Genomic DNA, 22,146 nt, shown 5'->3' with positions numbered 1-22,146 from the left:
GGCCGTGCCCTCAGGGTGCGGCCCGTTCTCCTGCGCGGGCGCGCCGTCGGGGTGCCCGGCCGGCGCCGGGTGCGGGTCCGTCCTCGTTGCTCGCGCGGTTCTCCGTGCCCCTTACGGGGCGCGGCCCTGACCGGTGATACTGATGCGCGGTCGACCGGGGGAGGCGGTATGAGCGGGCGTGTGGTCACCGAGACCATGGTGCGGGTCGAGGGCGTGCACAAGTCGTACGGGGTGGGGGCCGCCGCCGTGCACGCGTTGCGCGGGGTGTCCTTCGAGGTGCCCCGGGGGGAACTCGTGGCCCTGAAGGGGCGGTCGGGGTCCGGCAAGACCACCCTGCTGAACATCGTCGGCGGGCTGGACACCCCCGACCAGGGCCGGGTGGAGGTCGAGGGGCGGGACCTCGCCCGGCTCGGCGAGAGCGAGCTGCTCCGGCTGCGCCGGGACCGGGTCGGGTTCGTGTTCCAGTCCTTCGGGCTCATCCCGATCCTCAGCGCCGCCGAGAACGTCGGCGTACCGCTGCGGCTGCGTCGTGCCGACCCGCGTGAGCGCGAGGAACGGGTCGAGCTGCTGCTCTCCCTCGTGGGGCTCGCCGGGCACGCGGCCCAGCGGCCCGGCGAGCTGTCCGGCGGCCAGCAGCAGCGGGTCGCCATCGCGCGGGCCCTCGCCAACCGGCCCGCCCTGCTCATCGCGGACGAGCCCACCGGCCAGCTCGACGCCGAGACCGGGCACGCCGTCATGGAGCTGCTGCGGGCCGTCGTCCACAGCTGGGGGCACCTCCCAGGCCCTTTGGGGCACTGGGGGAGGGTCACGGCGCTGGTCGCCACGCACGACGCGACCCTGCTGGACCTGGCCGACCGGGTGCTGGAGCTGCGCGACGGGGAGATCACCGAGGACTGAGCGCGCCGCCCGGCGGGTTCTCATCAGGGTTCCGTCAAAGTTGCCCGCCGCTCCCGCTCCCCGTTCCGTTCGCCGTGATCGCGGGCCGTAGGGTCGACGCTGCGCAGGCGACATGCACGGGAAGACAATGGGGCCATGGCACGCGGCAAGCTTCGGATCTACCTCGGTGCGGCACCGGGCGTGGGCAAGACCTACGCGATGCTCTCCGAGGCGCACCGCCGGGTCGAGCGGGGCACCGACTGCGTGGTCGCGCTGGTGGAGAGCCACGGCCGGCCGCGCACCGAGGTGATGCTGCACGGTCTGGAGCAGGTGCCGCGCAGGCAGCTGGAGTACCGGGGTGCCGTCTTCGGTGAGATGGACGTCGAGGCCGTGCTGCGCCGGGCGCCCGCCGTCGCCCTCGTGGACGAGCTGGCCCACACCAACATCCCCGGCTCCCGCAACACCAAGCGCTGGCAGGACGTGGAGGAGCTGCTGGCCGCCGGCATCGACGTGGTCTCCACCGTCAACATCCAGCACCTGGAGTCACTCGGCGACGTGGTCGAGTCGATCACCGGGGTGCGGCAGCGGGAGACCGTCCCGGACGAGGTCGTACGGCGGGCCGACGACATCGAGCTGGTCGACATGTCCCCGCAGGCGCTGCGCCGCCGCATGGCCCACGGCAACATCTACCAGCCGGACAAGGTCGACGCGGCCCTGTCCAACTACTTCCGCCCCGGCAACCTCACCGCCCTGCGCGAGCTGGCGCTGCTGTGGGTGGCCGACCGGGTCGACGCGTACCTCAACGCCTACCGCAGCGAGCACCGGGTGTCGACGATATGGGGCTCCCGCGAGCGGATCGTGGTGGGCCTGACCGGCGGCCCCGAGGGGCGCACCCTGATCCGCCGGGCCACCCGGCTCGCCGAGAAGGGCGCCGGCGGCGAGGTCATGGCCGTCTACATCGCCCGTAGCGACGGGCTGACCTCGGCCTCCCCGAAGGAGCTGGCCGTCCAGCGCACCTTGGTCGAGGACCTCGGCGGAACGTTCCACCACGTGGTCGGCGACGACGTCCCGGCCGCCCTGCTCGACTTCGCGCGCGGGGTCAACGCCACCCAGATCGTGCTCGGCTCCTCCCGCCGCAAGGCCTGGCAGTACGTCTTCGGGCCCGGCGTCGGCGCCACCGTCGCCCGGGAATCCGGCCCCGACCTGGACGTGCACATCGTCACCCACGAAGAGGTCGCCAAGGGCCGGGGGCTGCCCGTGGCCCGGGGCGGCCGGCTCGGGCGGGCCCGGATCATCTGGGGCTGGGCGGTCGGTCTGGCCGGTCCCGCGATCCTCGCGGTGCTGCTGAACACCGTCGACCTCGGCCTCGCCAACGACATGCTGCTGTTCCTGGCCGTCACCGTCGCGGCGGCCCTGCTCGGCGGCCTGCTGCCCGCGCTGGCCTCCGCGGCCTTCGGCTCCCTGCTGCTGAACTACTTCTACACACCGCCGCTGCACCGGCTGACCGTCGCCGACCCCAAGAACATCGTCGCCATCGCGATCTTCTTCGGGGTGGGGATGGCGGTCGCCTCGGTGGTCGACCTCGCCGCCCGGCGCACCCACCAGGCCGCCCGGCTGCGCGCCGAGTCCGAGATCCTCTCCTTCCTGGCCGGGAACGTGCTGCGGGGCGAGACGAGCCTGGAGGAGCTGCTGGAGCGGGTCCGCGAGACCTTCGCCATGGAGTCGGCCGCCCTGCTGGAGCGCGCGAGCGACGTGGCGCCGTGGACGTGCGCGGGCCGCGCCGGTTTCGGGCCGCCGCTGGACCGCCCCGAGGACGCCGACGTCGACGTGCCCGTCGGCGACCACATGGCGCTCGCGCTCACCGGGCGGGTGCTGCCCGCGGCGGACCGCCGGGTGCTCGCCGCGTTCGCCGCCCAGGCCGCCGTCGTGCTCGACCGCAGGCGCCTGAAGGAGGAGGCCGACCGGGCCCGCACACTCGCCGAGGGCAACCGCATCCGCACCGCCCTGCTGGCCGCCGTCAGCCACGACCTGCGCACCCCGCTGGCTGGCATCAAGGCCGCCGTGTCGTCCCTGCGCTCCGACGACGTCGCCTGGTCCGAGGAGGACCAGGCGGAGCTGCTGGAGGGCATCGAGGAGGGCGCCGACCGGCTCGACCACCTCGTGGGCAACCTCCTGGACATGTCCCGCCTCCAGACGGGCACGGTCACCCCGCTGATCCGCGAGATCGACGTCGACGAGGTCGTGCCGATGGCGCTGGGCGGCGTACCCGAGGACAGCGTGGAGCTCGACGTGCCCGAGACGCTGCCCATGGTCGCCGTCGATCCCGGACTGCTGGAGCGCTCGGTGGCCAACCTGGTGGAGAACGCCGTCAAGTACAGCCCGCAGGGGCGGCGCGTCCTGGTGGCCGCGAGCGCCATCGCCGACCGCGTGGAGGTGCGCGTGGTGGACCGCGGCCCGGGCGTCCCGGACGAGGCCAAGGACCGCATCTTCGAGCCCTTCCAGCGGTACGGTGACGCTCCGCGCGGTGCCGGCGTCGGGCTCGGCCTCGCGGTCGCCCGGGGCTTCGCCGAGGCCATGGGCGGCACCCTCACCGCCGAGGACACGCCGGGCGGCGGGCTCACCATGGTGCTGAGCCTGCGCGCCGCAGGACCGCGTCCCGAGCCCCTCCCCGCCGGGGAGTCCCGTACCGAACCGGAAAGGCAGGCCACATGGTGAGCCCGGCTGGGGGGTCCCCCCAGACCTCCACGAGGGTGCTCGTGGTCGACGACGAGCCGCAGATCGTGCGCGCCCTCGTGATCAACCTCAAGGCACGCAAATACGAGGTCGACGCGGCCCCCGACGGCAGGACCGCGCTCGAACTCGCCGCCTCCCGCCACCCCGACGTGATCGTCCTCGACCTGGGCCTGCCCGACATGGACGGCGTCGAGGTGATCAGGGGGCTGCGCGGCTGGACCCGGGTGCCGATCCTGGTGCTGTCCGCCCGCCACTCCTCCGACGAGAAGGTCGAGGCGCTCGACGCGGGCGCCGACGACTACGTGACCAAGCCGTTCGGCATGGACGAGTTGCTGGCCCGGCTGCGGGCCGCCGTCCGCCGGGCCGAGCCGGCCGGGCCGGGCGAGGACGACGTGACGACCGTGGAGACCGAGGGCTTCACCGTCGACCTCGCCGCCAAGAAGGTCAACCGGGCCGGCAAAGACGTCCGGCTCACCCCGACCGAGTGGCACCTGCTGGAGGTGCTGGTCCGCAACACCGGCCGGCTGGTCAGCCAGAAGCAGCTGCTCCAGGAGGTGTGGGGACCGTCGTACGGGACCGAGAGCAACTACCTGCGGGTGTACATGGCCCAGCTGCGGCGGAAGCTGGAGTCGGACCCGTCGCACCCGAAGCACTTCATCACCGAGCCGGGGATGGGGTACCGGTTCGAGATGTGAACCGCCCGGCGGGGAAGAGCAGCCCCCGGGGAAGAGCCGCCGCTGCGGGAGTGAGCTGCGCTACGGCCCTGTCGGCGCACCCCGGTACGCTTCAGGTATGACTGCTGTTCCTCGTTCCGAAAAGCAGGCCGGCCGGTTCCGGCGCATGCTCGACCGGCTCTCCTCGTCGCAGGAGGACCTGGAGTCCGAGGAGCTGCGCGAGGACGCGGAGACGGCCGGGTGCACGAAGATCGGTGACTGTCACGACCGACAGATCGTCACCGTAACTGGTACCTTGCGCACGGTCACCCTGCGCCCGCGCGCCGGCGTCCCGGCCCTGGAGGCCGAGCTGTTCGACGGCTCCGCCGCGCTGGACGTGGTGTGGCTCGGCAGGCGCTCCATCGTGGGGATAGAACCGGGGCGCAAGCTGATCGCATCGGGCCGGATCTCGATGAGCCGGGGCCGCCGGGTGCTGTTCAACCCGAAATACGAACTGCGACCCCTCGGACGGGAGTAGCCGGTGACGTCCCTCGACAAGCCGACCCAAGACACCGACCAGACTCAGCCCGACGACGCCCGCGCGGTGACCGAGGCGGCGCTGTTCGAGGCCTTCGGCGGGGTCCGCGGCATGGTCGAGACGGTCCTGCCGGGCCTGCTCTTCGTCGCGATCTTCACGGTCAACAAGAACCTGCACATGGCGGCGATCGCCGCGCTGGCCCTGTCGCTGATCCTGGTCGTGGTCCGGCTGGCGATGAAGGACACCGTCAAGCACGCCTTCAGCGGTGTTTTCGGCGTGGCCTTCGGCGTCGTGTTCGCGATGTTCACCGGCAACGCCAAGGACTTCTACCTCCCCGGCATGCTGTACACGCTGGGCCTGGCGCTGGCCTACATCGTCACGACGCTGGCCGGTGTGCCCCTGATCGGTGTCGTCCTCGGCCCGGTCTTCAAGGAGAACCTCTCCTGGCGCACCCGCAATCCCGGCCGCAAGAAGGCGTACGCCAAGGCCAGTTGGGCCTGGGGCCTGATCCTGCTCGCCAAGTGCGCGATCCTCTTCCCGCTGTACTGGTGGGCCGACACCGCGCAGCTCGGCTGGGTCCTGGTCATCCTGAAGATCCCGCCGTTCCTGCTGGCGGTGTGGCTGACCTGGGTCTTCCTCGCCAAGGCGCCCGCGCCCATCGACGTGTTCGCGGAGATGGAGGCGGAGGAGAAGGCGGCCGAGGAGAGGAAGGCCGCTGCCGAGGCGGCCGGCGGCCGACACCGCCGGGAGAGCTAGGCCGGCCCCTCCGGCAACTTACGACGACGAAGGGCGCCCTTGGCGGCAAGGGCGCCCTTCGTCGTCGTGCGGTCAGTCCTCCCGCCGCACCGACAGCAGGTCCTCCAGCTGCTCCTCCCGGGCCTGCGCGGCCACGAAGAGGAGTTCGTCGCCCGGCTCCAGGGAGTCCTCCTTGGAGGGCGTCAGCACCCGGGTGCCGCGGATGATCGTGACCAGGGAGGTGTCCTCCGGCCACTGCACGTCCCCGACCTGGGTGCCGGCCAGCGCCGACTCCTCCGGCAGGGTGAGCTCGACGAGGTTGGCGTCGCCGTGGCTGAAGCGGAGCAGCCGGACCAGGTCGCCGACGCTCACCGCCTCCTCGACCAGGGCGGACATCAGACGCGGGGTGGAGACGGCGACGTCGACGCCCCAGGCCTCGTTGAACAGCCACTCGTTCTTCGGGTTGTTCACCCGGGCCACGACGCGCGGAACGCCGTACTCCGTCTTGGCGAGCAGCGAGACGACCAGGTTCACCTTGTCGTCGCCGGTCGCGGCGATCACGACGTTGCAGCGCTGCAACGCCGCCTCGTCCAGCGAGGTGATCTCGCAGGCGTCGGCGAGCAGCCACTCCGCCTGCGGGACGCGCTCGACCGAGATGGCGGTCGGCGCCTTGTCGATCAGCAGGACCTCGTGGCCGTTCTCCAGCAGCTCGCCCGCGATCGAGCGGCCGACGGCGCCGGCCCCGGCAATGGCGACCCTCATCAGTGACCGCCCTCCTCTTCCGGGCCACCGGCGAACGCCGCCTCGACCTTGTCCACGTCGTCCGTCCGCATCATCACGTGCACGAGGTCGCCCTCCTGCAACACCGTCTGCGAGGTGGGCAGGATCGCCTCGCCCAGGCGGGTCAGGAACGCCACCCGGACGCCCGTCTCCTCCTGGAGCTTGCTGATCTTGTGGCCGACCCACTTCGGGGAGGCGTGCACCTCGGCGAGCTGCACCCCACCGGTGGGATCGCGCCACAGCGGCTCGGCCCCGGAGGGCAGCAGCCGGCGCAGCATCTGGTCGGCGGTCCAGCGCACCGTGGCCACGGTGGGGATGCCCAGGCGCTGGTAGACCTCGGCACGGCGGGGGTCGTAGATGCGGGCGGCCACGTTCTCCACGCCGAACATCTCGCGTGCCACGCGCGCGGAGATGATGTTGGAGTTGTCGCCGCTGGAGACGGCGGCGAAGGCGCCGGCCTCCTCGATGCCCGCCTCGCGCAGGGTGTCCTGGTCGAAGCCGACACCGGTGACCCTGCGACCCCCGAATCCCGGGCCCAGCCGACGGAAGGCGGTGGGGTCCTGGTCGATCACGGCGACCGTGTGTCCCTGTTGCTCCAGGGTCTGGGCAAGAGCGGAACCCACTCTTCCACAGCCCATGATGACGATGTGCACGACCGTCCTTCCGGTGTCCAAAAGCTACTGCTCAGCATCAGGGTCTCAGACCGACGCCCAAAGCTACACACGGGCGCCGCGCGGTGGGCACCCCCGTGCCGCGGGTGGTGGCCGGAGCCGTCGGCGAGTGATGCTGCGCACGCTGCACAGGGTCAGGATTCCGAGGCCGCCGAGGGCGAGCAGCGCCCCGATCAGCTCCGCGGTCGCGGGCATGGAACCTCCGAAGTGCGATGACAGACGGGGTTTGCCATCTAGGCACGACGGGCACACGAAGCACGGATTCCGTAGTTCCGTGCGCCCCCGATTTCACTCGTGAGGCAGATCCAGCACGCCGGGTGGGCGGGTGCCAGTTCGAAGGCTTACGATCCTCTCTCGTGTCCAAACTGACCGACGTGCCCAAACGGATCCTGATCGGGCGCGCACTGCGCAGTGACCGGCTGGGCGAAACGCTCCTGCCGAAGCGCATCGCACTCCCCGTCTTCGCTTCCGACCCGCTGTCCTCCGTCGCCTACGCGCCGGGGGAGGTCCTGCTGGTCCTGTCCATCGCGGGCGTGTCGGCGTACCACTTCAGCCCCTGGATCGCCGTCGCGGTCGTCGTGCTGATGTTCACCGTGGTCGCCTCCTACCGGCAGAACGTGCACGCCTACCCGAGCGGCGGCGGCGACTACGAGGTCGCGACCACCAACCTCGGCCCCAAGGCCGGCCTCACCGTGGCCAGCGCCCTGCTCGTGGACTACGTCCTGACCGTCGCCGTCTCCATCTCCTCCGGCATCGAGAACCTCGGTTCCGCGATCCCCTTCGTGGTCGAGCACAAGGTGTTCTGCGCGGCCGCCGTGATCGTGCTGCTGACGCTGATGAACCTGCGGGGCGTGAAGGAGTCGGGCAAGCTCTTCGCGATCCCGACCTACGTCTTCGTCGGCGGCGTCTTCATCATGATCGCCTGGGGTGCCTTCCGGGGGCTGGTCCTCGGGGACACCATGCGGGCGCCGACGGCCGACTACCACATCAAGGCCGAGCACCAGGGTCTCGCGGGCTTCGCGCTCGTCTTCCTGCTGCTGCGCGCCTTCTCCTCCGGCTGTGCCGCCCTCACCGGCGTCGAGGCCATCTCCAACGGCGTCCCGGCCTTCCGCAAGCCCAAGTCGAAGAACGCGGCCACCACGCTCGCCATGATGGGCCTGCTGGCCGTCACCATGTTCTGCGGCATCATCGCGCTCGCCATGACCACCAAGGTCCGCATGGCCGAGAGGCCGGCCACCGACCTGCTGCACAACGGCGTCCCGCTCGGCTCCGGCTACGTCCAGAACCCGGTGATCTCCCAGGTCGCCGAGGCGGTCTTCGGCAAGGGCAGCTTCCTGTTCGTCCTCCTCGCCGCCGCCACCGCGCTCGTCCTGTTCCTGGCGGCCAACACGGCGTACAACGGCTTCCCGCTGCTCGGTTCGATCCTCGCGCAGGACCGCTACCTGCCGCGCCAGCTGCACACCCGCGGCGACCGGCTCGCCTTCTCCAACGGCATCGTGCTGCTCGCCGGCGCGGCGATGCTGCTGGTCTTCATCTACGGCGCCGACTCCACCCGCCTGATCCAGCTCTACATCGTCGGCGTGTTCGTGTCCTTCACGCTCAGCCAGACCGGCATGGTCCGGCACTGGAACCGCCACCTCCGGGTCGAGAAGGACCCGGCCAAGCGCAGCCACATGATCCGCTCCCGGGCCATCAACGCGTTCGGCGCCTTCTTCACCGGCCTGGTGCTCGTCGTCGTCCTGGTCACCAAGTTCACGCACGGCGCCTGGGTGGCCCTGCTCGGCATGTGCATCTTCTACGCGACGATGACCGCGATCCGGAAGCACTACGACCGGGTCGCCGAGGAGATCGCCGCGCCCGAGGGCCCGGCCGACGACATGGTCCGCCCGTCGCGGGTGCACTCGGTGGTGCTCATCTCGAAGATCCACCGTCCGACGCTGCGCGCCCTGGCCTACGCCAAGCTGATGCGCTCGGACACCCTGGAGGCGCTGACCGTCAACGTCGACCCGGCCGAGACCAAGGCGCTGCGCGAGGAGTGGGAGCGGCGTGGGATCGACGTACCGCTCAAGGTCCTGGACTCGCCGTACCGCGAGATCACGCGGCCGATCATCGAGTACGTCAAGGGCCTGCGCAAGGAGTCCCCGCGCGACGCGGTCTCCGTGATCATCCCCGAGTACGTGGTCGGCCACTGGTACGAGCACCTGCTGCACAACCAGAGCGCGCTGCGCCTCAAGGGCCGCCTGCTGTTCACGCCCGGCGTGATGGTCACCTCCGTCCCCTACCAGCTGGCCTCCTCCGAGGCCGCCCGGGCCCGCGCCCGCAAGCGGCAGGAGTGGAACGCACCGGGCGCCGTCCGGCGCGGTCCGGCGCTGGTACGGCCGAAGGAGCCGTCGGGCAAGGACTGAGCCGCCGGGAACCGGGGCCCTCGGCGAAGTCCGGGTCGGCGTCGTCCGAGCCGGCGACGACGGGGCCCTCGGGCGCGGTCCGAGGCGGGGCGGGAAGGCCGTAGACTGGTGGGCTGTTGTCGGGCCCGCCGGTGCGGGCCGCCCCCTTTCCCCGATTTCCCGGTCTGGAGTCACCCCACCATGCAGGCAGAACCGACCAAGTCTCTGGTGGGCGAGGAGCACGAGGTCGAGATCGGCCCCGTCGCCCACGGCGGCCACTGCATCGCCCGTACCCCCGAGGGACAGGTGCTGTTCGTCCGGCACGCGCTGCCCGGCGAGCGGGTGGTGGCGAGGGTGACCGAGGGGGAGGAAGGCGCCCGCTTCCTGCGCGCGGACGCCGTACGGATCCTGGAGGCGTCCAAGGACCGCATCGAGGCCCCCTGCCCCTTCGCCGGCCCCGGCCGCTGCGGCGGCTGCGACTGGCAGCACGCCAAGCCGGGCGCCCAGCGCCGGCTGAAGGCGGAGGTGATCGCCGAACAGCTCCAGCGGCTCGCCGGCCTCACCCCCGAGGAGGCGGGCTGGGACGGCACCGTGGTCCCGGCCGAGGGCGACAAGCTGCCCGCCGGACAGGTCCCGCAGTGGCGCACCCGCGTCCAGTACGCCGTCGACGCCGAGGGCCACGCCGGTCTGCGCCGGCACCGCTCGCACGAGGTCGAGCGCATCGACCACTGCATGATCGCGGCGGCGGGCGTCAGCGAGCTGGGCATCGAGAAGCGGGACTGGACCGGCATGGAATCGGTCGAGGCCGTCGCGGCGACCGGATCCCAGGACCGCCAGGTGATCCTCACCCCGCGTCCCGGCGCCCGCCTCCCGCTGGTCGAACTGGACCGGCCGGTGTCGGTCCTGCGGGTGGACGAGAAGTCCGGCGGAGTGCACCGCGTCCACGGCCGCCCCTTCGTCCGCGAACGCGCGGACGGCCGTACGCACCGGGTGGGCAACGGCGGCTTCTGGCAGGTCCACCCGAAGGCGGCGGACACGCTCGTCACCGCCGTCATGCAAGGCCTACTGCCCCGCAAGGGCGAGACGGCCCTGGACCTCTACTGCGGTGTCGGCCTCTTCGCCGGCGCGCTCGCCGACCGTCTCGGCGAGAAGGGCGCGGTCCTCGGCATCGAGTCCGGCAAGCGGGCGGTGGAGGACGCGCGGCACAACCTGGCCGACTTCCCGCGGGTCCGAGTCGAGCAGGGCAAGGTCGAGTCGGTCCTGCCGCGCACCGGCATCACCGAGGTGGACCTGATCGTCCTCGACCCGCCCCGCGCCGGCGCCGGCCGCGACACGGTCGCCCACCTGTCCTCCCTCGGGGCCCGCCGCATCGCCTACGTCGCCTGCGATCCCGCTGCGCTGGCCCGGGACCTGGGGTACTTCCGGGAGGGCGGCTACCGGGTGCGGACGCTTCGGGCGTTCGATCTGTTTCCTATGACGCATCATGTGGAGTGCGTGGCGATTTTGGAGCCTGCCGAAAAGAGGATCTGACCAGCGGTTTCTCCGACACTTCCCGAGCCCGGCCAGAGCGCTCGACCTCGACCTGATTTCCCGGTGGAAACAGACCGAGGCGTGATGGCTTGGCCCTATGGCCACTGGCTTGGGCTCTCCCGGTGCGGTGGCTGATTGTTGCCTGGTCTGCGGCCGGGCGCCCCGGAAGCCCTGGCGCTGGAACACTCGTTCCGATACGGCCGTCGGGTGGGGTTTGCGAGGGCGGCGGCTGAATCGCTTCCGCTCCGCCCTGACCGGGCCGATCGGTTCCCCGGCCTTCAGGCCGGTCCTGACGCAACTGCCGATCACACTCGACGAGAACGCTCCGGATCGCGTCGACGACCTGGTTCTGATGTGCTTGAGGCGGTTCATCGACGAGTGCAGTCCGGCCTCCACCGACCTCGCGACTCATGCCGCGGCCGGTGCCCATCACGTCAGTGGGTTACTGGTTCGTGCGTACGCCCAGACCGGTCAAGCCGGGAGCCGTTCGGAGGCCTTCGACCTCTTGGGCGAGTTGTTGCTCCTCGGGTCGTACGGAGTGGCAGAGCGGTCACGGGCGTCGACCGCAGAGAGCAGGGACGCCCGTGTGAGGTGCGGAGTGCCAAGGTCCAATTCCCCATGCCGTCTTGGACGCGATCTCATTTGGTGAGTGCGCGGTAGCAGGTGAGGGTGCAGGTGATGCTGGTGAAGGCCAGGAAGTGCTCGGCTTTGCGCCCAGATCAAGGCCAGTCTCGACGGCTCGCGTGCACTGGTCGTCGCCGGGCTCATCGGCGACGACGCGACCCAGGCCGAACGTATGCGGGAACGCAGGGGTGGCCCAACGGGCTGAGAGTGTGAGGGGTGGGGTCGACCGTGAACCGGTGGATCCGCCCTCATCAGGGCAAGAAGCTGACTTGAGCCACCGGTCCGGGGGAGACCGGCGGGGTACCGCCGCGCAGCCGGCTCGGTCAGCGCGCTTCGGTGGCCCGCTCGGTATGACGTCCGGGCTTCGGGGAGCAATTACCGGCCGCTCCGTGGGCTGGTGATGATACAAGAGACGGGTAATCAGGTCGGTGGCCGTGCGAGTACGGTGGAATGGCCTACCAGGATGGATTTGGGGGAATTCATGAAGTTCGAGCAGGAGTGGGCCGAACTGCGCGCGTCGGCGGCCGAACGAACTGCCCTGCGGATCGACAGTGTTCCGGCCGACGGCGGCGGAGGTGGTGGCGTCGGGGACCTGGTGGTCAATCGGGACGACCTCGGCGCTATCGGCAATGACGCGTACGACCTGCTGGGCCGGCTGGGGAAGGAGGGCGACATCGCCCGTTCTTCCACGTTCGACGCGGCGACGGCACTGACCAACGGAAACTTCGTGAGCGGTTCGGCCGTGCTGAAGGTGCACGATTTCTGGCAGACGCACCTGAAGACACTGTTGGATGCCTGCGCGCAGATTTCGAACCACCTCGATTACAGCAAGGCCCGGCACGCCGAGGACGAGGCGAAGATCGAGGGAGATCTGATGCGGGTTTCCGTGCTTACGGAATACCTGAAATAGGGCTCGGGGGAGCGCACAACGTGCTGAAGTACGAGGACATCATCGACGCCCCGGTGGCGAAGCTGAAGGCCGCCGCCGACGACTGGTCGGAGATGGCGGGGAAGCTGGACAAGCTCGCCACCGACGCCGCCGACGGGATGAAGGCGAAGGCGGACAGGGCGGCCTGGGAGGGCGTCAACGCAGGGGTCACCAGAGCGTTCATCGGTAAGACGGCCAAGGAGTTCGCGGACGCCGCGGCCGAGGCCAGGGGTGTGAAGCTGATCCTGGAAGAGGGTCACGCGGCCATCAAGAAGGCCAAGGACGACCTGGTCAACATCCGGGACCACGAGGGGCCCGCGGCCGGCATCCGCGTGGACGGCAAGGGCAGGGTCACGGCGCGGAACCCGTTGTCGGAGATCCCCGCGGCGCGGCACGACCCCGACTACAGCGAACTTCTGCAGCAGGAGAAGCGGAACATCGAGTCGTGGCAGAAGAGGATCGACCTCATCGTCGACAACTGCAACGACACCGACCTTGCCCTCAAGAACACCCTGGAGGCCAACGTCACCGACCGTAAGGACTTCGGCGCTCCGACGTATACGAAGCTGGACCAGGAGGAGGCCGCCCGCGCCGCCGCTCTGGCGGCCAAGGGCCGGGACATCACCCACGCCGAACTTCAGCAGCTCAACGAGCTGCTGAAGGACAACAGTTCGTCGGTGGAGTTCTCCAAGGACTTCTACGAGAAGCTCGGCCCCGAGAAGTCGCTCGCGTTCTTCGGCCAGCTCTCCACGGACACGTACGAGTACGACAAGGTCGACCCGGAGCGTCTCAAGGACGTCCAGGAGCTCCAGAAGAACCTCGGCCTCAACCTGGCCACCGCCTCCCACGACAAGCAATTCACCGACAAGTGGGGTCCGGAGCTGCGCAAGTTGGGTACGGAGCGCATTCCGCTGGCCAAGAACGACTACGGCGGGCCGTTCGGATACCAGCTGCTCGGCGGGATCATGCGGTACGGGAACTACGACGCGAAGTTCCTCAACCCGATCGCCGAACACGTGGCGCAGCTGCACGCGAAGGACCCGTACATGTTCGCCGACAACAAGGTGGTGAACAGTCCGTTCAAGAACCCGTTCAACCCCTCCGGCGTGAACGGAGCCGGCTACGACCCGGCCACCGCCATGCTGGAAGTGCTCGGCAACAGTCCCGATGCGGCGAAGAAGTTCTTCACCGATCCCCCGACCGCGTACAACGAGGACGGCACGGTCAACCACGGCGCCACGGCCGGCCTCGGCAAGGACAAGGACGGCAAGGCGATCGACAACTACCTCGACTTCTTCAGCAACGAGAAGTGGGAGTCCTTCCCCGACGTCAACTCGCTTGACGAGAAGGAATCCAAGGCTTCGCTCGACCAGATGCCCGACGCCCTCGGCCACGCCCTGGAGGCAGCGACTCTCGGCTACCCGGCCGGGCACCCGGACGCCGGCGTGGTGCGGGACGCGGACAACGCCGCGGTCATGCAGAAGGTCATGGAGAAGTACGGTGCGGACCCGGGTCTGCTCAAGAAGCACCACGAGGCGATGGCCGACAGCCTGGGCGTCATGGGCGCCGGCTACATCGACGACATCAACTGGGCGCTGGACAAGAACGATCCGGACAGCGTGTTCGCGCCGGGCAAGAATCCGGACGGGCACCTCGACTTCGCGGACGCCGCGGACGGGAACGGGCGGAGCGTCGTCCGGGGCTTCCTCAGCACCCTGGGCCAGCACCCGGACGCCTACGCGACGGTCTCGACCGCGGAGCAGGTCTACACCCGCAGCGCGCTGGAAGAGACGGTGGGCCCGGACGGAAGGATTCACGAGGGCGCTGCCAGGGCGACCGTGCGCGTGGGCGCCGAGGTGCAGGGCATGCTCGACCAGTCCCGGGCCGACCAGGTGGAGGCGACGAACCTCAAGACCCACGAGGACTACGAGAAGGCGGTCGCCAAGCGGTCGGGCTGGGTCGAGTTCGGGGCCACTGCGGGCATCGCGGCGGGCGTCGCCTTCCTGCCCGCGACCGCGGCCGTGGGAACGGCCGCGGTGCTCATTCCGCTGGCGACCGATACCGCCAGCGGTGCCGCCGAACAGCTCATCGGCCAGCTGGTCGGCGACGTCTCCGACAACTCGGTGGATGAGCACAAGGAGAAGATGGAGGACCTCACGAGGGAGGAGAAGACCAAGGTCTACTCCGCTGGTGAGGGCATGGCCGAGGCCCCGATGGAGGAGTTCCTGGAGCGTCGCGGTGTGGGAAAGGACAGCGTTTTCAGGCAGGACCTGCACGAATCGATGCTGATCGGCTACGGGGTCGGCAACGACCGGGAGAACCAGCAGGGAAACGACCCGGAGACGGGCTGAGGCCGGTAGACGGCCGAGGACACGTGAGGATGCGGACAGTGATCAGTCGTAGGTCGGTACGCGGGGGGCTTCTCCCGGCGGCCGTGGCCGGCTCGTTGCTTCTCGGGGCCACGGGTTGTGGAGGGGGCGGAGACATGGACGGAACTCCGAAAACTCCGAAGGACTACAAGGTCGTTGCGGGGACACAACTCTGCGGCGGCGATGCCATGTCCGCTGACGCGTCCAAGGCACTGAAGGTGATGACGGGGTCGTCGCGGTTCGAGGCGTCGGCGCAGAAGTACACCGTGGCGAAGGCCGCGGCGAGCCTTGTCGGAACGTTCCCGGGCTCCACCGTGCCCAGGGACGCCTGCCGTGTCTACACGCCCATCGGTACGCCGGGCTTCGAGCTCAGAATCACCTGGGACCTGGCCGACAACGCCCCGACGGGCCCCTCGGCCCCGCAGTTCACCAAGCTGAAGATGGGGGAGCGGGCCGTGGCTGCGCCGGACAAGGCGTACGTCTTCTTCGCGTGCCGGAGCGACAGGCTGTCCGACTCGTCGGAAGTGGCCCACATCATCATCGGCGTGGAGCGCGGGGGCATGCCGAAGCCACCCGAGGGCGACGTGGAGACGTTGAAGGACGCCTACGCGACCGTGGCCCATTCCTTCTCGCTGGCCATGGCCAAGGAACTGCGCTGCGAGAAGAACGGCGGGCTTCCCGCGAAGCCCGTGCTGAATCCCGCGTAGCCGCTGACGAACGCGGAAACAAGCGTGATCAGGCGGCCCTTCTCTGTCCGGAGGAGGCGCCGCCTGCCGCTGTCCCAGTCGGCCGGAACGGTCACGCTTGCAGTGCCGGCCTGGTCGGCCCGCATGGCGTACGACTCCTCCGTGCCCCTGATGGCACGGTCACCCCTCGGAAGCGGTGACGACCGCCAACGCCCTTGGTTCGTTCGAGCGCAGTGGGAGCAAATCCACGCGATCCGCCGTGCCACCGGCGCCTGGGGTGGCGGGAAACCCGTCTGACCTGCGAGTTCTCCCACATCCTTAGCTTGTGATGTGTTTCCGATGACGCACCATGTGGAGTGCGCGGCGATCCTCGAACCGGCGGCCAAGGGCTCCTGACCTGCGGCTTCGATCAGTGCCGGGAATGCGGGCGCGTGGTGATCCCGGTCCTGGCGGGGTCCGTGCCAGGCAGTTCTGACGCACCACGAAGCGGGCGATCCGGCCGAGGTCGGGGGTCGCTGCACGGGAACCCCGTGGGGGCGCCGGCTGGCTCCACCGTCGCCGCCTCGGCGGTGCCGGATTCACCGCGGCGAGCATGGCGATCCCCGGGTCGCCGCCACCACGGCGGCGACCCGGGACCATGACGATGTCCTACCGGAGGGGCGGAAGGGGCCGCACCGTAGGCCGTCGCCGCTTCACCCCTTCGTTTGTGGCAGGTTCCGTCAGGTGCGGGTCCAGCGTTGGTTGGTGCCGTTCGAGCAGGAGTAGAGCTGAATCAGGGTGCCGTTGGCGGTTCCGCTGCCGACGGCGTCGAGGCAGAGGCCGGACTGGACGCCGACGATGGATCCGTCGGAGTTGAGGCGCCATTTCTGGTTGTCGCCGCCCCAGCAGCTGTAGATCTGGACCTTGGTGCCGTTGCCGGTGCCGGCGGCGTCCAGACACTTGTCGCCGTAGACCCTGAGTTCGCCGGCGTCGGTGTACGTCCACTGCTGGTTGGTGCCGCTGTGGCAGTCGTACAACTGAAGCTGGGTGCCGTCGGTGGTGCTGGCGTTGGGCACGTCCAGGCAACGGCCCGAACCGACACCCTTGATCTGTCCGCCACCCGAAGGGGGCGGCGTGGAGGAGCCGCCGTTGAGTGCGTTGAGGACGGCGGTGTAGGCGGCCTTCTTGCTGCCGTCGCCGTTGAACAGCAGTGGCGTGTCCCCCGATCGCCAGGAGTCGGTGTCGCGCACGCCCCAGACGGTGATGCCGAGGCAGCGGGAGACGGCCAGGCAGTCGTTGGTCACGTTGGCGTAGGTCGAGGCCGAGGCGCCCTGGATGTCGAGTTCGGTGATGGCCACGTCGACACCGAGGGCGGCGAAGTTCTGGAGGGTGGTGCGGAAGTTGCTGTTGTAGGGGCTGCCGCTGTTGAAGTGCGACTGGAAGCCGACGCAGTCGATCGGCACACCGCGCTGCTTGAAGTCCCGGACCATGGAGTACACGGCCTGGGTCTTGGCCCAGGTCCAGTCCTCGATGTTGTAGTCGTTGTAGCAGAGCTTGGCCGCCGGGTCGGCGGCGCGCGCGGTCCGGAAGGCGACCTCGATCCAGTCGTTGCCGGTGCGTTGCAGGTTGGAGTCCCGCCGGGCTCCCGAACTGCCGTCGGCGTAGGCCTCGTTCACGACGTCCCACTGGGCGATCTTGCCCTTGTAGTGGCCCATCACGCCGTTGATGTGGTCGATCATCGCCTGGCGCAGTGTGCTGCCGCTGAGGCTCTGCATCCAGCCGGGCTGCTGGGAGTGCCAGGCCAGGGTGTGGCCGCGCACCTGCTTGCCGTTCTGCACCGCCCAGTTGTAGACGCGGTCGGCGGCGGAGAAGTTGAACTGGCCCCGCTGCGGTTCGGTGGCGTCGATCTTCATCTCGTTCTCGGCCGTCACCATGTTGAACTCACGGCTCGCGATCGTCGTGTACGCCGAGTCGCCCAGCTTGCCCGAGGCGATGGCGGTGCCGAAGTAGCGGCCGCTCTGTGCCGCCGCGGCGCCGAGCGTGCTTTCGGCGGCGTGTGCGGTCGGCGGCGCGGCCAGTGCGGTGACCGCACCGAGGACGCCGACGACCAGCGTCAGCAGCAGGCCGCGGATCGTCCGGCGAATACCGGATCTGGGAAGGGCGTACGAGCCCATGAGTGTGCCTCCGGGGTAGAAATCACGGATGGACTGAAGCGCTGGGGATTGCGTCGTCCGCTCCGATGCGGCAGACGGACGGGGCGGGCCGGAGCCCCGGCAGCACGGGATCACCGGACACCGCGGTCATGGGTCGACACAGGCATGGGCTACTCCATCGCGGCTCAGCCGGGGGACCGTCACGCGGCGTCGCGGACCTCTTCGACTGCGCGAAGAGCCAGGATGCGCGGGTGCGAACCTCACCGGAACGAAACGGGGTGGCGCAGGTGCTGTGGTGCGCGGATCTGTCGTGGATCTGTCGTGCGGCTGGTCGTGGATCTGCCGTGCGGCACGGATCGTCCAAGCCGATAGGGCACGGAATCACGAACCGGGGCCGGGTTCCCAGACAGGGATGATTGAGGTGGTGACCGTGGATCGTCAATACTCCCCGCAGAAGAAATTTCCGATTGTCGCCCGAAACTTTCGGGGTGGGGCGAGTCGGATGGCGAACCCCGGTGCCGCCGTCGGTGAGTATCGGAGGTCAGGTCCGGGACCAGGGTGACCGTGCGGATTCTGATCACTCGCGGCAGGGCCGACCGAGTGCTCGACGCCGTCGGCACCTCGCTCGGTCCCGGGTCAAGTGGCGTACCGGCCGACCATTTGACCGGTGTGGCGCGCGCCGTTCGACGCGTCGGGGTGCGAAGACTTTCGGCGTTGACAGCGATTCATGCGAGAGCTATTGACGCCGTCCACCGGCTCTTTATCATTCGGGTTGCTCGACGCTTCGACGGTTTCCGTCGCAGGCACCCGTCCGTGGTGTCCGTCGCCGCCCCGGCTCAGGCGGCCTTCAGTGGCGCCTTGGGCGGCACTGATTCCGGCCGGTGTCTCGATGTGCCCCTGCAATTCCAGTTCCTCTGTCAGGGCAAGTCCCCCACCGCGGGCGGCCCTGCGACCAGTTGCCGTGGCGGCCGGCGTCCTCACCCTCCAGCGCTGAACCGACCTGTGTACCCCGCCGACGGCCGGCCCCCTGATCGGGCCGGCCGTCGGGCAGGGGCGTGAAATGAACGCGTCATAGGATGGCTCGTCCCCAACTCACCGTTGAGCTGAAGGAAACAGATGGGTAGACAGATACGGCGCTCGGCGGCACTCGCCGCCCCTCTCGCGCTCGGTGCGGCACTGCTCGCCCCGGCCACCGCTCAGGCGGAGACCGTCGTCTCCGGGAACTACACCGCGGTGTTCAACTACCCGACGCCCACGACCTACGACTCCTCGATCAACACGTCGGTCGGCAGCCTCATCGATCTCGCGGCGCCCAACTCGACGCTGTACATGGGCATGTACTGGTTCAACAGCTCGGATCTCCAGGGGAAGCTCGCCGCCGCCCAGAGCCGCGGCGTCACGCTGCGCATCATCTCGGAGTCGGCGAACCGGGCCAGCAGCAACCTGGACGGCCTCACGCTGACGGGCAACTCCAGCCTCACCTGGTGCTCCCGCGGCTGCCTGGGCAACGGCTCGGGCGACACGAACGCGATCGACCACGACAAGTACATCGTGTTCGACGCGCTCACCGACGGCCGTACGAACGTCGTCTGGCAGAGCTCGCAGAACCTCGCGGGCGGCCAGGACGGCGAGATCAACAACGCGGTCGTCGTGTCCGACAACGCGACCCTCGCCTCCCGGTACCGCGCGCACTTCAACGACCAGATCAAGCACGCCGGCGACAGCCTGCACACCACGTACGACTACACCACGGGCGACCCGAACTCTCCCGTCGAGGCGTTCTTCTTCCCCCGTAACACCGCCTCGGACGCCACCCACTACGGCAACGCCGACATCCTCGCCTCGTTCATCGACAAGGTCGACTGCTCGATCGACGGCAAGATCAGGATCTCGGCCGCCGAACTCGACCAGCGGACCACCCGCCCGGCCGTCTACGACGCCCTCCAGGCGAAGCGGTCCCAGGGGTGCAGCGTCGACGCGAACGTCCGCGACCTCAGCAACGGCGGTGGCAACGACGGCGTCAACGACCTGACCGCGCTCGACGTCGCGGCCTACGGCAACCGCCCCGGCGGATGCCGCTACAAGTCCTCGGCGACCGCCTCCTGCAACCACGGCACGACCCACTCCAAGTACCTGCTGACGGAGTGGACGAAGTCCGACGGCACCAAGGTCCAGCACGTGTACACGGGCTCCCACAACTGGACCGCGGGATCGCTGAAGACGAACGACGAGACGTTGCTGCGCATCGACGACCCGACGGTCTACCAGGCCTACGTCGCCAACTTCAGCAAGGTGCGTTCGGGCGCGGTCGACATCGACGCGTCGAAGTACGGCTCGACGTCCCAGCACTACTCCCGGGTCAACGTGCAGACCGACGGCGACCAGCACTACAGCGCCATCGCCTCCGGCGGCACCTCGTCCGTCTACACCGCCGTGGTGTACGAGCAGGGCGACCGGCACGACTCCTCGGACACCGAGCTGGGCACCGACGTGTACATCCGCATGTACAAGGACGGCGTCGCGCTGTGGAACGAGAAGCTGCTGAGCAACGGCGGCACCGCCGGGAACACGACCTGGTCGCACCAGAAGCCCGACGTCGGCGTGGACGACCAGGGCAACGCGATCGTCGCGTGGGCCAAGGACGACGACGGCAACAAGTACGCCGACATCGCCGTGGTCAAGGTGGCCCCCGACGGCACGGTGACCGCCCTGCCGCGCCCGCACGCATCCGGTAGCGGGGACCAGCTGCGGCCGACGGTCGCGGTGGCCGGCGACGGCTCCTACACCGTGGCCTGGGAGAGCACGGCCGACGGCGCCACGCTCAACCAGGTCTACGCGAGCAGTTGGTCCGGGACCGGTGCGCTGCGCTACCAGGACGTCCAGGTCAGCACGATCAACTCGGGTGCTGCCGGGTCGAACCGCCGCCCGGACGCGGCGATCGACGACGCGGGGAACACCGCGATCGTCTGGGAGGAGGACGCGGACGGCAACGGCGGCCTCAACATCGGTCTCGCGAAGCTGAACACCGCGGGCGGCTTCGCCGTGGCCCGCAAGGTGGCCAACTCCCTCACCGACGGCCAGCAGACCGTTCCCGCGGTGGCGTCGGCGGGCGACGGCCGGTTCGTCGTGGCGTGGACGGACGAGTACACCACCGGCACCGGCACGCTGGTGCGCCCGCAGCGGATCTACGACCGCGTGTTCTCCGCGACCGGCGGTGCCGCGGCGGCCGAGCAGCGGACCACCGAGGACGGCACCAGCAGCGGCCCGTACGTCGACGGCCAGCGGCCGATCTCCGACCAGGACGTCGCCGACGTCGCGGTCGCCGACGACGGCAGCTTCGTGGTCGCGTGGAAGGAGGCCTTCGACGTGAACATCGGCGGGACCGTGTACGCGGGCAAGGACGACGTGTGGGCCCGCGGCTTCAACGCGGACGGCACGACGACCGGCAGGCTGCCCGCCTACCGGATGAACGTGGTGACCGGCGGCGGCCAGGGCGGCCCGGCCGTGACCCTCGCCCCGACCGGCCGGCTCGCGCTGACGTACTCGGACGACTACGACGGCAACGGCTTCAACGAGATGCGGCTGCGGGACGCCTTCGGCAACTCCTGAGTCCGGCCTGTTTTTGGCGGCCGGGATCCGATGTGCCCCGGCCGCCTTGTTGGTTAGGGTGGCCGGTGGCTCCCGCGCGGGCCGAGTCGGACACGACGGGGGGCTCGTTCGTGGGGAGTTGGCGTGTGACGGACCGGTCGGCGCCCGCGGTGCTGCCACCGTCGCTGCGCGTGCCGCTCGGGCCGGTCGCGGCCCTCGCCGCGCTGGTGGTCGTCGTCCTCGGGGTCCTGTACGCCGGCCACGGCGAGCCCGGCACGGTGGACAGGTGGGTCGTCCGGCCGACCGCGGACAGCGTGCGGCCACCGTGGCGGTACGCCGCCCTGGCCTTGGACTTCCTGGGGGAGCCCGGGGGAGCGGTGATGCTGGTCGGGGCCGCCGTGACCGGCTGCCTGCTGCTTCGGCGTCCTCGGGGAGCGCTGCTCGTCGTCGCCGGCGCCGGTGTGGCCGTGGGGACGGCGACGCTGCTCAAGCACGTGGTGGGACGCACCATCCACGGCGACGGCAACCTGTCCTACCCGAGCGGGCACACTGCCTTCGCCACCGCGCTCGCCTGCGCGGTGGCCCTGCTCGCGGCCGGCCGGCTCCGCCTCGGCAGAGCGGCCGGCACGTCACTCGTGCTCGCCGCGGCGCTGGTGGCCGGCGCCCCCATGGGCTGGGCGCAGGTCGCCCTGGGCGCGCACTACCCGACCGACGTCCTCGGCGGCTGGTGCACCGCGCTGGCGGTGACACCGGTGACCGCGTGGCTGGTCGACCGGACGGCCGACCGACTGGCCGACCGACTGGCCGAGCGGACGGCGGACGCCGGTCGACGAGAGCGTCGCTGACCCCACGTCAGTCCGCGTCAGCACAAGCCGCGTCAGCTCAAGCCGCGTCAGCTCAAGCCGCGTCACGCCAAGCC

15 protein-coding genes are annotated in these 22,146 nt (G+C 69.9%); 12 read left to right on the top strand and 3 right to left on the bottom strand.

Translation table 11 applies throughout. From position 1 onward, the window contains the following. Positions 1 to 168: 168 nt before the first annotated feature. From IE273_RS05820 to IE273_RS05800, 5 genes are all read left to right on the top strand, one after another. On the top strand, positions 169 to 897 hold the full coding sequence (locus IE273_RS05820; protein WP_189814048.1) for an ABC transporter ATP-binding protein: 729 nt from the start codon (positions 169 to 171) through the stop codon (positions 895 to 897). Between the two features lie 135 nt (positions 898 to 1,032). Next, the gene (locus tag IE273_RS05815) at positions 1,033 to 3,591 is read left to right on the top strand and encodes an ATP-binding protein (RefSeq protein WP_189814047.1); all 2,559 of its coding nucleotides are present in this window, start codon (positions 1,033 to 1,035) and stop codon (positions 3,589 to 3,591) included. After that, a complete protein-coding gene (locus IE273_RS05810; RefSeq protein ID WP_189814046.1) occupies positions 3,585 to 4,304 on the top strand; it encodes a response regulator in 720 nt (239 codons plus the stop codon). Before IE273_RS05815 ends, IE273_RS05810 begins: the two co-directional genes overlap by 7 nt. A 97-nt stretch (positions 4,305 to 4,401) precedes the next feature. After that, complete coding sequence (locus IE273_RS05805) at positions 4,402 to 4,800, top strand: OB-fold nucleic acid binding domain-containing protein (protein WP_079082424.1); 399 nt, start codon at positions 4,402 to 4,404, stop codon at positions 4,798 to 4,800. Positions 4,801 to 4,803: 3 nt separating this feature from the next. Further along, complete coding sequence (locus IE273_RS05800) at positions 4,804 to 5,556, top strand: DUF3159 domain-containing protein (protein WP_189814045.1); 753 nt, start codon at positions 4,804 to 4,806, stop codon at positions 5,554 to 5,556. Positions 5,557 to 5,628: 72 nt separating this feature from the next. On the opposite strand, the gene IE273_RS05795 is transcribed toward IE273_RS05800, so the two are convergent. Then, positions 5,629 to 6,297: a potassium channel family protein gene (locus IE273_RS05795; protein WP_014675525.1), complete on the bottom strand. Its 669-nt coding sequence runs from the start codon at positions 6,295 to 6,297 to the stop codon at positions 5,629 to 5,631. Beyond that, complete coding sequence (locus tag IE273_RS05790; RefSeq protein ID WP_014675526.1) at positions 6,297 to 6,968, bottom strand: potassium channel family protein; 672 nt, start codon at positions 6,966 to 6,968, stop codon at positions 6,297 to 6,299. The genes IE273_RS05795 and IE273_RS05790 overlap by 1 nt, the downstream gene beginning before the upstream one ends. A gap of 374 nt (positions 6,969 to 7,342) precedes the next feature. On the opposite strand from IE273_RS05790, the gene IE273_RS05785 reads away from it, so the two are divergent. The 5 genes from IE273_RS05785 to IE273_RS05765 all read left to right on the top strand — a co-directional run bounded on the left by IE273_RS05785 (position 7,343) and on the right by IE273_RS05765 (position 15,528). Further along, positions 7,343 to 9,391, top strand: coding sequence for an APC family permease (locus tag IE273_RS05785; protein WP_189814044.1), 2,049 nt, complete (start codon positions 7,343 to 7,345; stop codon positions 9,389 to 9,391). 180 nt (positions 9,392 to 9,571) lie between these two features. Continuing rightward, positions 9,572 to 10,900: a class I SAM-dependent RNA methyltransferase gene (locus IE273_RS05780; RefSeq protein WP_189814043.1), complete on the top strand. Its 1,329-nt coding sequence runs from the start codon at positions 9,572 to 9,574 to the stop codon at positions 10,898 to 10,900. Positions 10,901 to 12,005: 1,105 nt separating this feature from the next. Further along, a complete protein-coding gene (locus IE273_RS05775; RefSeq protein WP_189814042.1) occupies positions 12,006 to 12,434 on the top strand; it encodes a hypothetical protein in 429 nt (142 codons plus the stop codon). A 20-nt stretch (positions 12,435 to 12,454) separates the two neighbouring features. Then, on the top strand, positions 12,455 to 14,803 hold the full coding sequence (locus IE273_RS05770) for a hypothetical protein (protein ID WP_189814041.1): 2,349 nt from the start codon (positions 12,455 to 12,457) through the stop codon (positions 14,801 to 14,803). Between the two features lie 206 nt (positions 14,804 to 15,009). Beyond that, positions 15,010 to 15,528: a hypothetical protein gene (locus IE273_RS05765; RefSeq protein WP_189814040.1), complete on the top strand. Its 519-nt coding sequence runs from the start codon at positions 15,010 to 15,012 to the stop codon at positions 15,526 to 15,528. 698 nt (positions 15,529 to 16,226) lie between these two features. On the opposite strand, the gene IE273_RS05760 is transcribed toward IE273_RS05765, so the two are convergent. Beyond that, complete coding sequence (locus IE273_RS05760) at positions 16,227 to 17,660, bottom strand: endo-1,4-beta-xylanase (protein WP_189814039.1); 1,434 nt, start codon at positions 17,658 to 17,660, stop codon at positions 16,227 to 16,229. Between the two features lie 1,095 nt (positions 17,661 to 18,755). Here IE273_RS05760 and IE273_RS05755 point away from each other — a divergent pair. After that, positions 18,756 to 21,248 carry a phospholipase D-like domain-containing protein gene (locus IE273_RS05755; protein ID WP_189814038.1) on the top strand — a complete coding sequence of 831 codons (2,493 nt, stop codon included), beginning with the start codon at positions 18,756 to 18,758 and terminating at the stop codon, positions 21,246 to 21,248. A 125-nt stretch (positions 21,249 to 21,373) separates the two neighbouring features. Then, positions 21,374 to 22,072: a phosphatase PAP2 family protein gene (locus IE273_RS05750; RefSeq protein ID WP_189814037.1), complete on the top strand. Its 699-nt coding sequence runs from the start codon at positions 21,374 to 21,376 to the stop codon at positions 22,070 to 22,072. Positions 22,073 to 22,146 lie beyond the last annotated feature (74 nt).

It is taken from the genome of Streptomyces olivaceoviridis (genome assembly GCF_014650115.1).
GTDB classification, from domain to species: Bacteria; Actinomycetota; Actinomycetes; order Streptomycetales; family Streptomycetaceae; genus Streptomyces; species Streptomyces olivaceoviridis.
The sequence above is the reverse complement of the archived record's forward strand: the minus strand, read 5'-3'. Positions and strand labels throughout refer to the sequence as shown.

Excerpts from the sequence above, each read along its gene's own strand:
- IE273_RS05810 (WP_189814046.1), top strand. The coding sequence starts at position 3,585 with ATGGTGAGCCCGGCTGGGGGGTCCCCCCAGACCTCCACGAGGGTGCTC.
- IE273_RS05805 (WP_079082424.1), top strand. The coding sequence starts at position 4,402 with ATGACTGCTGTTCCTCGTTCCGAAAAGCAGGCCGGCCGGTTCCGGCGC.
- IE273_RS05795 (WP_014675525.1), bottom strand. The coding sequence starts at position 6,297 with ATGAGGGTCGCCATTGCCGGGGCCGGCGCCGTCGGCCGCTCGATCGCG.
- IE273_RS05815 (WP_189814047.1), top strand. The coding sequence starts at position 1,033 with ATGGCACGCGGCAAGCTTCGGATCTACCTCGGTGCGGCACCGGGCGTG.
- IE273_RS05760 (WP_189814039.1), bottom strand. The coding sequence starts at position 17,660 with ATGGGCTCGTACGCCCTTCCCAGATCCGGTATTCGCCGGACGATCCGC.
- IE273_RS05765 (WP_189814040.1), top strand. The coding sequence starts at position 15,010 with ATGTCCGCTGACGCGTCCAAGGCACTGAAGGTGATGACGGGGTCGTCG.
- IE273_RS05755 (WP_189814038.1), top strand. The coding sequence starts at position 18,756 with ATGGGTAGACAGATACGGCGCTCGGCGGCACTCGCCGCCCCTCTCGCG.
- IE273_RS05775 (WP_189814042.1), top strand. The coding sequence starts at position 12,006 with ATGAAGTTCGAGCAGGAGTGGGCCGAACTGCGCGCGTCGGCGGCCGAA.
- IE273_RS05820 (WP_189814048.1), top strand. The coding sequence starts at position 169 with ATGAGCGGGCGTGTGGTCACCGAGACCATGGTGCGGGTCGAGGGCGTG.
- IE273_RS05780 (WP_189814043.1), top strand. The coding sequence starts at position 9,572 with ATGCAGGCAGAACCGACCAAGTCTCTGGTGGGCGAGGAGCACGAGGTC.